11 protein-coding genes are annotated in these 11,895 nt (G+C 66.0%); 6 read left to right on the top strand and 5 right to left on the bottom strand.

Features of this window, described 5'->3' with window-relative positions; genetic code table 11:
- Positions 1 to 93: 93 nt before the first annotated feature.
- A complete protein-coding gene (locus LDO41_RS07215; protein ID WP_223983830.1) occupies positions 94 to 426 on the bottom strand; it encodes a hypothetical protein in 333 nt (110 codons plus the stop codon).
- Between the two features lie 599 nt (positions 427 to 1,025).
- Between LDO41_RS07215 and LDO41_RS07210 the strand changes: the two genes are divergently transcribed.
- The 4 genes from LDO41_RS07210 to LDO41_RS07195 all read left to right on the top strand — a co-directional run bounded on the left by LDO41_RS07210 (position 1,026) and on the right by LDO41_RS07195 (position 5,284).
- Positions 1,026 to 1,400, top strand: a complete 375-nt coding sequence (locus tag LDO41_RS07210) for a response regulator transcription factor (RefSeq protein ID WP_223983827.1) — start codon at positions 1,026 to 1,028, stop codon at positions 1,398 to 1,400.
- Between the two features lie 165 nt (positions 1,401 to 1,565).
- Entirely contained in the window at positions 1,566 to 3,371 is a 1,806-nt protein-coding gene (locus tag LDO41_RS07205) for a PAS domain-containing sensor histidine kinase (RefSeq protein WP_223983824.1), read from the top strand.
- Positions 3,368 to 4,021 (top strand): response regulator transcription factor, encoded by a 654-nt coding sequence (locus LDO41_RS07200; RefSeq protein WP_223983821.1) that lies wholly within the window; start codon positions 3,368 to 3,370, stop codon positions 4,019 to 4,021. The genes LDO41_RS07205 and LDO41_RS07200 overlap by 4 nt, the downstream gene beginning before the upstream one ends.
- Positions 4,022 to 4,312: 291 nt before the next feature.
- Entirely contained in the window at positions 4,313 to 5,284 is a 972-nt protein-coding gene (locus LDO41_RS07195; protein WP_223983818.1) for a helix-turn-helix domain-containing protein, read from the top strand.
- A gap of 32 nt (positions 5,285 to 5,316) precedes the next feature.
- Here the strand turns inward: LDO41_RS07195 and LDO41_RS07190 are convergent, their stop codons facing one another.
- From LDO41_RS07190 to LDO41_RS07175, 4 genes are read right to left on the bottom strand one after another with little or no spacing between them, the layout of a single operon-like run.
- Positions 5,317 to 6,669, bottom strand: a complete 1,353-nt coding sequence (locus LDO41_RS07190) for a GntP family permease (protein ID WP_223983816.1) — start codon at positions 6,667 to 6,669, stop codon at positions 5,317 to 5,319.
- A 55-nt stretch (positions 6,670 to 6,724) separates the two neighbouring features.
- On the bottom strand, positions 6,725 to 7,108 hold the full coding sequence (locus LDO41_RS07185) for a RidA family protein (RefSeq protein WP_223983807.1): 384 nt from the start codon (positions 7,106 to 7,108) through the stop codon (positions 6,725 to 6,727).
- Between the two features lie 26 nt (positions 7,109 to 7,134).
- On the bottom strand, positions 7,135 to 8,607 hold the full coding sequence (locus LDO41_RS07180) for an N-acyl-D-amino-acid deacylase family protein (protein WP_223983805.1): 1,473 nt from the start codon (positions 8,605 to 8,607) through the stop codon (positions 7,135 to 7,137).
- A gap of 1 nt (position 8,608) precedes the next feature.
- Positions 8,609 to 9,511: a MurR/RpiR family transcriptional regulator gene (locus LDO41_RS07175; protein WP_223983803.1), complete on the bottom strand. Its 903-nt coding sequence runs from the start codon at positions 9,509 to 9,511 to the stop codon at positions 8,609 to 8,611.
- 105 nt (positions 9,512 to 9,616) lie between these two features.
- Here LDO41_RS07175 and LDO41_RS07170 point away from each other — a divergent pair, with 105 nt between their 5' ends.
- Both LDO41_RS07170 and LDO41_RS07165 read left to right on the top strand, forming a co-directional pair.
- Positions 9,617 to 10,915, top strand: a complete 1,299-nt coding sequence (locus tag LDO41_RS07170; protein WP_223983800.1) for an amino acid deaminase — start codon at positions 9,617 to 9,619, stop codon at positions 10,913 to 10,915.
- Positions 10,916 to 10,930: 15 nt separating this feature from the next.
- Positions 10,931 to 11,866, top strand: a complete 936-nt coding sequence (locus LDO41_RS07165) for a sugar kinase (RefSeq protein WP_223983797.1) — start codon at positions 10,931 to 10,933, stop codon at positions 11,864 to 11,866.
- Positions 11,867 to 11,895 lie beyond the last annotated feature (29 nt).

Raw genomic sequence — 11,895 nt, 5'->3', positions numbered from 1 at the left:
TCCAGAAGCAGATGCCGCGGGCCCCTATATCTAGGTATAGGGGCCCGGGAGAGGGAGCCGGCTGAGCCGGCCGCCGCAGTCTTTATTGCGGCCTTAACCGGCCGCGCGCTTTCCATCCTGGTCCGGCGGCGCCGAAACCCCGGTCCGGTCCATCCCGGCCAGTTGCTGATCGAACGGCAGGGCCGCCGTATGACTCGAGCCATCCGGCGACCAGTCGGTCATGCGGCTGATCGAGCCGTAACCGTCCATGTCGCCACGACCGCGCGCCCCTTCGGTGTACGGGTCCCGGGGACCATTATGAAACGTGTAACCATAGCGGTCGCCAGCCGACGCGCTGGTGCGCGGCTCCGAGGCGGCAGCGTTGGCGAGTGAGGCAGCGCCGGCAAGCAGGGTGGCCAGCGTAAGGCGAGTGATGCGATGCGTCATGTCGAACTCCGCAGAGAGTCAATGGGCTCGTGGTCTGCTCCCCAGCCAGAACCCTTGTCGAGGGGCGATGAATCAAGCGTCCCGACCGTGGCGCCGCCCCGGATGCACCGCAGTCGTGCCTGAATCCTAGGGAGCGCGCGACGCGTGCGCAGCCATCCATGCGGACGCCAGGACCGCGCATAGGTCTCGGCGGCCTATCCGGGCGTATGGGCGCCCCGATGCACAAGCACAGCGCGGCGATGAAAAGAGATCGACGCGGACCGCAAACCGATCGGCCGCGCGGTGGCCGGCAAGACCCCAATTCCGTCCATGCCGCGCTGCGGCATTTTGTCGCGTTCGCAGGGTTTCGCTTTTCTTCGCATTGGCAGACAATGCGTCCGTCGACGTTGCGTAGTCGATCACGTTTTCTGCAAATCGCACGGACACGGGCGTGGGGTCATCCTTCGCTCGCCTATACGAACATATAGTTATCCGTGCGAAGGCCCGCCCCTATGATCTCGTCCACAAACGGGTCCGCATAGGGGCCCACCATTGGGCCCACGGGTGCTGCGACGATCGGGTTGCAGACCGCCGCATGCTCACGAGGCTGGGGTACTCGCTTGCAGAACACGCTGATAGTTGCAATCGTCGATGATGACGAATCCGTTCGCCTGGCGACGTCCAGGCTGGTCCGTTCTCTGGGTTGGGAGGTGCGTCCGTACGATTCGGCCCGCGCGTTCCTCGACTCGGGCAGGATCGGCGAAGCGGACTGTGTCATCACGGATTTCCAGATGCCTGGCATGACCGGGCTGGAAATGCAGCGCACATTGACCGAGCGCCATTATTCGGTGCCGGTCATCTTCATCACTGCCTACTGCACCGACGCAGTGCGGCGGCAGGCGCTCGACAGCGGCGCGATGTCGGTGTTGCCCAAACCCGTGGATGGTGCCTCGGTCAAAGCCTGCCTGGAGCGCGTAGCACTCAACGCGGGCTAGCCGTCGCACGGTAGTTGCGAATTTGCCCTGAGGTTTGTCACGCGCGTCCGCCGTGGCACAATCGCGGCGCACATCATCGCGACGCAATCTGTCGTCTAGAGGTTTGTATGTCCGCGGCACCGTGGCAGCGGGAGCGGATTGCCACGCCGGATAATCGGCTCCCCCATGCATCCCAACTCCCGTATGCTGTCGATCATCGCCGGGGTCTTAGCGTTGGCCATTTTCCTGGTCGACGCATTGACTCCCCTGGACATCGCGATTGCGGTGCTCTACGTCGTTGTCGTGCTGCTGGTGGCCTCCACCGGCTCGCGCAAGGCCACCATCACCGCGAGCGCGATCTGCGCGGTGCTGACGGTGCTCGGCTATCTGATCTCCACGCCCCCCGGTTACATGACCGCGGCCGGCGCCGCGCCGCTCGCGCGCTGCTTCGTCAGCCTGCTGGCCAATAGCACGGCCACGCTGCTCGCGCTGCGCGGACTTGGCAATACCGCGCGCCTGCGCGAGCAGATCCAGATGCTCAACCTGACGCACGACGCGATTGTCGTGCACGACATGGACGACATCATCACGTTCTGGAACCGGGGCGCGCATGAAGTCTATGGCTGGAGCGCGGCGGAGGCCGTCGGGCAGTCGATTCACGCGCTCACGCGCACCACGTTCCCGATTCCGATCGAGCATATCCACGACGAGCTGTTGCGCAGCGGCCACTGGGACGGCGAAGTGCAGCGCGTGCGCAAGGATGGCCAGCTGCTGACGATCTCGAGCCGCTGGGCATTGTGGCGCGACGCGCGCGGCAATCCGGTCGCCATTGTCGCCACCAGCAACGATATTACCGACCGCAAGCGCGCCGAAGCCGCGCTCGCCCGCAGCGAGGCGTTCCTCTCCGAGGCCCAGCGGCTCAGCAAGACCGGCAGCATGGCGCTGCAGCCACCCTATTCGGAGATGACGTGGTCCCCTGAAGCCTATCGGATTCTCGGTTACGATCGCGATGTCACACCCTCGCCGGAATTAATTGCCGCGCGCACGCACCCGGACGACCTCGCCCGGGTCAGCGCCGCGCGCCAGATGTTGCGCGAGGGCAGACCCTATATCGATCTCGAACACCGCCTGCTGATGCCGGACGGCGGTATTCGCTATGTACACTTCGTGGCGCGGCGAAGCAACGCCGCGCCGCTGCTTCCGGAGTATGTGGGCGCGCTGATGGACGTCACCGATGCGGCTGTCACTCAGGAAGCGTTACAGCGTTCGCAGGCGGAACTCGCGCACGTGACGCGCGTCACAACACTCGGCGAGTTGGCCGCCTCGATTGCGCATGAAGTCAGCCAGCCGCTGGCCGCGATCGTGACCTGTGGCGACTCGGCGGTGCGCTGGCTCGACCGCGAGCCGCCCGATATCGCGGAGGCGCAGCTGTCGATCGGGCAGATGGTAAGGGATGCGCGGCGCGCGACGGACATCATTCATCAGATCCGTTCGATGGCGAAAAAACGGGATCCGGTGTACGAACGCCTGGATCTGAACGTGTTGGTGACAGAGGCCGCCAGCCTGGTGCGGCGAGAATTCCAGGCCAACCGCGTGGAGCCGGACATCCGGCTCGCGCCGACGGCACTCTACGTGTCGGGAGACCGCGTACAGCTCCATCAGGTGTTGATCAACCTGTTGGTGAACGCGGTGCAGGCGATGGCGTCGATCCGCGATCGCCGCAGGGATTTGTGGGTCGTCACGGAGCGCGTGCAGGGGGTGCGCTACGCGGCGATCACGGTACGGGATGCCGGTTGCGGATTTCCACCGGCCGATGCGGACAAGCTGTTCAACGCGTTTTATTCCACAAAAAAGGACGGCATGGGAATGGGGTTGTCTATCTGCCGCTCGATCGTCGAAGCCCATGGAGGAAGAATATGGGCCGAATCGCCTCCGGAGAGAGGTGCGACGCTACGGGTGGAACTTCCGTTGCATGAGGAGGTACTCCAATGAGTCACGGGACGGACGGTGCCGCGGGGAGCGCGATCGTCTACGTCGTCGATGACGACGAATCCATGCGCAACGCGGTGCGCATGCTGCTGCGGTCCGTGGGATTTCGCGTCGAGGTGTTTGCCACGGCCGCGGAGTTCCTGGAGCAGGAACTTGAGGATGCGCCCAGCTGCCTCATACTCGACGTTCGCCTGAAAGGGCAGAGCGGGCTTGCTGTGCAACAGCAGATCATGGAAGAGCGGGTACCCATCCCGATCATCTTCATGACCGCGCACGGCGATATCGCGATGTCGGTGAAAGCCATGAAGGCTGGCGCGACCGATTTCCTGGCCAAGCCGTTTCGCGACCAGGACATGCTGGACGCGGTGGCCGATGCGCTCGCGCGCGACGAGGAGCGACGCAATTCCGATCGCTCGCTATCGGAGTTGCGACGGCGATACGACTCGCTCACGCCACGCGAGCGCGAGGTGATGGCGCTGGTCACGCGCGGGCTCATGAACAAGCAGATCGCTTCGGAGATGAGCCTCAGCGAGATCACGGTCAAGCTGCATCGTGGCCAGGCCATGCGCAAGATGGCTGCGCGCTCGCTCGCGGACCTCGTGCTGAAGGCCGAAGCGCTCGGCGTGGCACCCGCCAACGACGTCCGTCACTGACGCCCAGCCCAGGCTCACCGACGACCGGGCCCGCAGCCGCCATGCATCGAGGCGGCCCGCGGGCCCGGTCGCATTTGGGCTGGCGCGGCGTGGAGGGATAGGGTGGGGTCGGGCAATTCGGCAAAAACCGGGCGTGACCCTATACAAAGGTATAAGGTCTACAAACTTAATCACGGCGTGCGTAAACGGATGTCTGTCTGGTTGTTGGCAAGCGGCTGATATACCTTGGATGGCATGTTGGCAGTGCATGGATGCACTGCCTTGCCAACCCCACGACAGCAGGTGTTTGACATGACTGGAACGACCGCCTTTAGCACCGATATCAGCCCTGATCTCTCCACCCCCGTACGTCCCGCATTCTCCGAATCCCCGATTGGGGAAGAGGTCACCTGGCGTGAGCATTCGTCGGGGCTGGACGCGACGGCTGTGCGCTCCCGGCATGTCCCTGTGGCACGCTGGATTCGTCCCGACGCCGGTCCGCTCGAGGTCAGTCACGACGGCTTCGACGCGCATCACTGTATCGGCCTGAGCCTGCGCAGCCTCAATTGCACGTTCCAGTCGGCGGGCCGCCTGATCGTGCAGGGCCGCGTGGCGGCGGGCGCGGTACAGATCACGGCACCGCGCGTGTCGGTCAACGCCACGTTCGAGTCGGCCAGCGACGTGCTGCACCTGTTCGTGCCGCAGGGCGTGCTCGCGGATTGCCATCAGGACCTGTTCGGCCGCGCGCATAACGGCGACATCGTGCTGTCGGACCCGCGCCTGATTACCGATACGACGATGGAGCGCCTGGGCCAGGCGCTGGCGATGGCGCATACGCAGGACCCGAGCCTTGGCCGGTTGTTCATCGATAGCGTGAGCCTGGCGATTGTCTCGCGGCTGGTCAGCAATCACTTCAACCGGGTGGCGACGCAATCGCGTCATGTGTCGGGCCTGCCGGCCTGGCGTCTGCGCCGCGTGGTGGAGTACATCGATGCGCATCTGTCCGAAGCGATCGGCCTGGCCGATATCGCGGAGAGCGCCGGCCTGACGCGCATGCACTTTGCCGCGCAATTCCGTCTGGCCACGGGCCTGCGCCCGCATGAGTACCTGCTGCGCCGCCGGATCGAGCATGCGCAGGATCTGCTGCGCGACGACAAGGGGAGTGTGCTGGATGTGGCGCTGCGTTGCGGCTTCCGCTCGCAGGCGCACTTCACCACGGTGTTCCGCCGCTTCGTGGGCGATACGCCGTACCGCTGGCGCAGCAAGGTCGCCGTGACGGGTTAAGCCACAGCGACCGTGTTCGCGGATGGCGGCGATCAGACGATCGTCGCCAGTCCCAGCGTCAACAACAACGCGACCACGGAGATCAAGGTCTCCGCGACCGACCAGGTCTTGAAGGTCTGCGCGACGGTCATGTTGAAGTACTCCTTGACCAGCCAGAAGCCCGCGTCGTTCACATGCGACAGGATCAGCGAGCCGGCGCCGGTGGTCAGCACCAGCAGTTCCGGACGCGTGCCCGGAATGCTTGCCGCGATCGGCGCCACGATGCCGGCCGCCGTGGTCATCGCCACCGTGGCGGAACCCGTGGCAATGCGGATCATCACCGCCACCAGCCAGCCAAGCACGAGCACCGACACGTGGGCGCTGGTGGCCACATCGACGATCGCGTTCGAGATGCCCGAGTCGCGCAGCACGCGGCCAAAGCCACCACCCGCGCCCACCACCAGCGTGATGATTGCCGTCGGCGCCACGCACTCGTTGGTGAACTTCAGGATGGTCTCGCGGTTGAAGCCACGGGCCTTGCCGAACGTGAAGAAGCTCACGAGCGTGCCGATCAGCAGCGCCATCACCGAGTTACCGATCCACTTCAGGAAGTCGTTGGCAAACGTCTTGGGCGTGGTGAACAGATCCGCCCAGCTGCCGATCAGCATCAGGATCACCGGCAGCAGGATCGTGAACACCGTAATGCCGAAGCTCGGCAGTTCGTGCTTCTCTTTGGCTTCTTCGGTCAGTTGCTCGGCCAGCGGGTTGATCGCGGGCAGGTCGACGTAGCGGTCCATCAGGCGCGCGAACATCGGGCCGGCGATGGCCGCGGTGGGAATGCCGACGATCAGCGCGTACATGATCGTGCGGCCCATATCGGCGCCGTAGGCGGACACCGCGAGCAGCGCGGCCGGGTGCGGCGGAATCAGGCCGTGAACCACCGACAGGCCCGCCACCATCGGAATGCCGACCAGCACCATCGACGTGCCGGTGCGCTTGGCCACGTTGAACGCGATCGGTACCAGCAGCACGAAGCCCACTTCGAAGAACACAGGCAGACCGACGATGAACGCGATGGTCACCATGGCCCAGTGCACGTTCTTTTCTCCGAAGAAGTCGATCAGCGTGAGCGCCACGCGCTCGGCACCGCCGGACTCCGCCATCATCTTGCCGAGCATCGTGCCCAGCCCGATCACCAGTGCGATATGCCCCAGTGTGCCGCCCACGCCGGCTTCGAACGACTTGACGATATCGCCCATCGGCATGCCCGAGGCAAAGCCGAGCAGCACCGACACCACGACGAGCGTGATGAACGGGTTGAGCTTGAATTTGGCGATCAGGATCACCAGCGCGATCACCGCGATCAGCGCGTAAATCAATAGCGTGGTTCCGGTTACGGTGCCCATGTTGTCTCCTTTGCGGATGTGTGTTGAATTGGCTCGGTGAAGCACGGGGGATGTCTTAGCGCTTGAATGCGATGCAGTCGATCTCGACCTTGCAGTCGACCACCATCGACGACTGCACGCAGGCGCGGGCCGGTGGGTTGGCGCCGAAGTACTCTTTGAAGATCTTGTTGAACGACGCGAAGTCGCGCGCGTCGTCCAGCCATACGCCACAGCGCACGATGTGCTCGGGGCCGTAGCCCGCCTCGGTGAGGATCGCGAGCACGTTGCGGATGGCCTGATGGGTCTGCGGCACGATGCCGCCATCGATGACCTCGCCATCGACCATCGGGACCTGGCCCGAGACATAGAGCCAGCCATCGGCGCTGACCGCGCGGGAGAAAGGCATGTGCGAGCCACCGCTGCCGGTGCCGCCTTCCACGCCGTATCGTTTGATGTCCATGAATATTCCGTGAAGAAGTAGGGTGTCTATGCGCGCGCCGCAGGCGCACGCGGAATAAAGCGGCCCGCGCGCAGGCCCGTGGGCGCGCGCTGCTGCCATGAGAGTTCGCCGTTGACCCACACCGCCGCGATGCCTTCAGCCGGCGCCACCGGTTCGGTGAACGTGGCCGCGTCGCGGATCGTGGCGGGGTCGAACAGCACGAGGTCGGCCCAGTAGCCTTCGCGTACAAAGCCGCGTTCGGCCAGGCCGAAACGCTCGGCGGACAGGCCAGTCATCTTGTTGACGGCCACCGCGAGCGGAAACAGTTCGCGATCGCGCGCGTAGTGGCCGAGCACGCGCGGAAACGCGCCCCACAGGCGCGGATGCGGCAGCGGATCGTTGGGCAGGCCGTCGGAGCCGATCACCGTGGCCGGATGGCGCAGGATGCGGTCGACATCGGCCTCTTCCATGCCGTGATACACCGCGCCCGCCGGTTGCAGACGCCGCGCCGCGGTGTGCAGATCCACGCCCCATTCATTGGCGATATCGGCCAGCAGGCGGCCGCCCATCGCGGGCTCCGGTTCGGACCACGTGACCAGGATGTCGAAATCCCCGGTCACCTGCTTGAGGTCCAGCGTCGACGAGCTGGCCGCGTAGGGATAGCAGTCGCAGCCCACCTGCTGCCAGCGTTGCGCATGCTCGAGCGCGTCGAGCACTTCGCCGCTGCGGCCCCAGTTGGCCACGCCCGCGCATTTCAGATGCGAGATCACCACCGGTACGCGCGCATGGCGGCCGATGCGGAACGCTTCGTCCATCGCTTCGAGGATTTCGGCGAATTCGCTGCGCAGATGGGTCGCGTAGAGGCCGCCCGCGTCGGCGAGCGGTGCTGCCAGTGCCAGCACTTCCTCGGTGGGGGCCGAGAACGCGTTGGCGTAGGCGAGGCCGGTGGACAGGCCCAGCGCGCCGGCGTCGAGCGCCTCCTGCAACTGCGCGCGCATCGCCGTGATTTCGTCGGCGCTGGCGGCGCGGTCGAAACGATCCATATGATTGCTGCGCAGCGCGGTGTGGCCCACCAGCGCGGCCACATTGACGGACGGTTGCGCGGCATTGACGGCGGCCACGTAGCTGCGGAAATCGGGGTAGCGGAACGCGTCGGCATGGCCGAGCAGGTTCATCGGGTCGGGCGGATCGCCGGCCAGCGTGACTGGGGCCGCGCTGATGCCGCAGTTGCCGACGATCACGGTGGTCACACCCTGCGACAGCTTTGGCGTCATGGCCGGTTCGCGCACGACGTTGGTGTCGTCGTGCGTGTGCACGTCGATAAAGCCCGGGGCGAGTGCCAGGCCATGGCCCTCGACCACATGCGCGGCGCTGCCGGGGTCGAGCGGCGCGTCCTCGTCGAGCCACGCGATGCGTGCGATGCGCCCATCGCGTACGCCCACGTCGGCCATGCGCGCGGCCGCGCCGGACCCGTCTAGCAGCAGCACGCAGCGAATCAGGGTGTCGAACAGATGGGGCATGTCAGTCTCCCAGCGGCTGGCGACTGTCGGCATGCGTGCCGCGATGGTCGTCCAGCACATACTTGATGCGGCGCAGACGTTCCTGGCTCTGGTCCTGGCGCAGCAGCGCGAGCTGGGTGGCCAGCACGTCGAGCACGAACAGCATCGCGTAGCGCGATGCCGAAGGCATGAAGATAAAGTCGGTCTCGAGCGTGCGCACCGGCAGCAGCACGTCCGCGCACGCGGCCAGTGGCGAGCCGAGTGCCGTCACGGCGATGAGCTTCGCGCCGTATTCGCGCGCGATCTCGCAGCTGGCGAGCATCTCGGGCACGTTGCCGCTTGCTGAGAACGCCAGCACCACGTCATCGCGCACGAGCGTGGCGGCCATCATCTTCTGCAGCAGCGCATCGTGATAGCTCGCGGCCGGATGCCCAAGCCGCGCGAGCCGCTGGCAAGCCTCGTCGGCCAGCATCGTCGAACCGCCACCCATGCCGAAAGCGTAGACCATGCGCGCATCGCGCAACAGGCGCGCGGCGGCTTCGATACGCTCGGGGTCGATCAGCTTGCGATTGACGTCGAGCGCGGCCACCGCGTCCGCGTGAATGCGATCGGCGAGCGTGGCCGGCGCGGCCGGTTCGTGCGCGCCGCCTGCATGCGCCGCCCCACTCGGCAGAAAGCGTGATCCCACCGCGGTCGCCTGCGCCAGCCGCAGCTTGAGGTCGCGCACATCGCGGCAACCGAGCGCCTTGGCCAGCCGCGTCACACTGGCTTCACTGACGCCCGCTTTGCGGGCCAGCTCATTGATACTCGCCGCCGCCGCCGCGGCCACATCCTCGAGGATGACCTGCGCCACCTTTTGCTCGGCCAGCCGCAAGGCGGGGCCGCGCTCGGCGATGCGCGTCAGGATGTCGAAGGGTGCGGTCATGACAAGTGCGTGTTACTTTCTAACAAACGGTGGCGCATGGTAATTTCCCGCTATTATTACGTCAACCCGCGTTTGTACGCCCCTTACAACAGCTGCTCTCCAACGATGCATGAGACAAAGTATCAAGCGCACCCCGAGGCGCAGAATGCCCGAGGCATGATCGACCCGTTGAACAAGGCCATGGGCCGTCTGGCGGCGCCGCTCGCGCCGGATGCGGCCAGGGAAGTGGGCTGGCGGCTGCTCGACGAAGATCTGAGCTTGCCCGCCGCGGTGCTCTATGAAGATCGCCTGGCGCACAATCTCGACTGGATGCGCCGCTTCATGGGCGAATACCACGTGCACCTCGCGCCGCATGGCAAGACCACCATGGCGCCCAAGCTGTTCGCGCGCCAGCTGGCCGAGGGCGCCTGGGGCATCACGCTTGCCACCGCGCACCAGACCGCCGCCGCGCACGCGCACGGTGTCAGGCGCGTGCTGATGGCCAACCAGCTCGTGGGCCGCCGCAATATGGAAATCGTGGCGGACCTCCTGCAGGACCCCGACTTTGAATTTTTCACGCTGGTGGATTCGGCCGAGCTCGTCGATCAGCTCGGCGCATTCTTCCGTCAGCGCGGCCAGACCCTGCAGGTGCTGCTGGAAATCGGCGTGACCGGTGGCCGCACCGGCGTGCGCGACGCCGCGCAACAGGCCGCGGTACTCGCCGCGCTGCAACGCTGGCCCGGCGCGCTGTCGCTCGCGGGCGTGGAAGTCTACGAGGGCGTGCTGCAGCAGGAAGCAGACATCCGCGCGTTCCTGCGCCGCACCGTGTCGATCACGCGCGAACTGGCCACGGCAGGTGCCTTCGGCCGTCAACCCGTGATCCTGTCCGGTGCCGGTTCCGCGTGGTACGACGTGGTAGCCGAAGAGTTCTCGCAGGCGAACATTGGCGCCCCCATCGAGGTGGTGCTGCGCCCCGGCTGTTACCTCACGCACGACGTCGGCATCTACCGCGCCGCGCAGGACCGCATCCTCGCCGGCAATCCCGTGGCACAGAAAATGCGCGAAGGGCTGCTACCCGCGCTGCAACTCTGGGCCTACGTGCAATCGATTCCCGAGCCCACCCGCGCGATCATCGGCCTAGGCAAGCGCGATGCCGCGTTCGACGCGGGCCTCCCCATTCCGGCCAGCCACTACCGCCCGCAGGGCGCCAGCCCGACCCCGGTGGACACCCCGGCGCATTGGCGGATCACCGGCATGATGGATCAGCATGCCTATCTCGAGATTGGCGCTGGCGATGACCTGCGAGTCGGCGATATGATTGCCTTCGATATCTCGCATCCATGCCTGACCTTCGACAAGTGGCGCCATATCCCGGTGCTCGATCGTCAGTTCCGCGTCATCGATATCGTGCAGACCTTCTTCTGAGGGAGCGACGGCGACATGAGCATCGACATTCTTGCCTACGGGGAACCGCTGGTCGAATTCAACCAGCAGCCCGACGATCCCGCGCGCTACCTGCAGGGGTTCGGCGGCGACACCTCCAACTTCTGCATCGCGGCCGCGCGCCAGGGCGCCAGCGCGGGGTACATCACCGCCGTCGGGGCCGACAGCTTTGGCGAACGCCTGCGCGAGCTATGGACGCGCGAGCGCGTCGACACCCGCCATGTGAGCGTGCACGCCTCCGCGCCCACCGGCGTGTATTTCGTCTCGCACGACAGCCACGGCCATCGCTTCGATTACCTGCGCGAAGGCTCCGCGGCCGCGCGCTACCATCACGAGCAACTGCCGCTCGCGGCCATCGCCCAGGCGCGCTACCTGCATGTGTCGGGCATCAGCCTGGCCATCAGTACCTGCGCGTGCGATGCCGGGCTGGCCGCGATGGAGCACGCGCGCAAAGCCGGCGTGCAGGTCTCGCTCGATACCAACCTGCGCCTGCGGCTGTGGTCGCTGGCCCGCGCGCGCGGCATCATGCGCGAGGCGTTCGGGCTGACCGATATCTGCCTGCCGAGCTGGGATGACATCACCGTGCTCACCGGTCTCGACGACCGCGATGCGATCGTCGACTACCTGCTGGGCTGCGGCATCGGCCTGATCGCGCTCAAGCTCGGCGAGGAGGGCAGCTATGTGGCCACGCCCGAAGCGCGCACGCTGGTGCCGCCGTTTCCGGTACAGCCACTGGATGCCACCGGTGCCGGCGACTGCTTCGGCGGCAGCTTTATCGCGCGGCTGGCGGCCGGCGTCGATCCGTTCGAAGCCGCGCGCTACGCCAATGTGGCCGCAGCGCTGTCCACCACGGGCTATGGCGCGGTCGCGCCGATCCCGCGGGCCGAAGCGGTGCTCGCGCGCCTGGAACAATCGGTTTCCGTGATTGCCTGATCTTCATGTCGGGCCATATCCGGCCCGAC

Origin of the sequence: Cupriavidus pampae (assembly GCF_914271485.1) — a bacterium.
GTDB classification, from domain to species: domain Bacteria; phylum Pseudomonadota; class Gammaproteobacteria; order Burkholderiales; family Burkholderiaceae; genus Cupriavidus; species Cupriavidus pampae.
This window is presented reverse-complemented; position numbering and strand designations above follow the sequence as displayed.

Coding starts and splice junctions, on each gene's coding strand:
- LDO41_RS07175 (WP_223983803.1), bottom strand. CDS start 9,511: ATGACCGCACCCTTCGACATCCTGACGCGCATCGCCGAGCGCGGCCCC.
- LDO41_RS07185 (WP_223983807.1), bottom strand. CDS start 7,108: ATGGACATCAAACGATACGGCGTGGAAGGCGGCACCGGCAGCGGTGGC.
- LDO41_RS07195 (WP_223983818.1), top strand. CDS start 4,313: ATGACTGGAACGACCGCCTTTAGCACCGATATCAGCCCTGATCTCTCC.
- LDO41_RS07165 (WP_223983797.1), top strand. CDS start 10,931: ATGAGCATCGACATTCTTGCCTACGGGGAACCGCTGGTCGAATTCAAC.
- LDO41_RS07205 (WP_223983824.1), top strand. CDS start 1,566: ATGCATCCCAACTCCCGTATGCTGTCGATCATCGCCGGGGTCTTAGCG.
- LDO41_RS07215 (WP_223983830.1), bottom strand. CDS start 426: ATGACGCATCGCATCACTCGCCTTACGCTGGCCACCCTGCTTGCCGGC.
- LDO41_RS07200 (WP_223983821.1), top strand. CDS start 3,368: ATGAGTCACGGGACGGACGGTGCCGCGGGGAGCGCGATCGTCTACGTC.
- LDO41_RS07180 (WP_223983805.1), bottom strand. CDS start 8,607: ATGCCCCATCTGTTCGACACCCTGATTCGCTGCGTGCTGCTGCTAGAC.
- LDO41_RS07170 (WP_223983800.1), top strand. CDS start 9,617: ATGCATGAGACAAAGTATCAAGCGCACCCCGAGGCGCAGAATGCCCGA.
- LDO41_RS07190 (WP_223983816.1), bottom strand. CDS start 6,669: ATGGGCACCGTAACCGGAACCACGCTATTGATTTACGCGCTGATCGCG.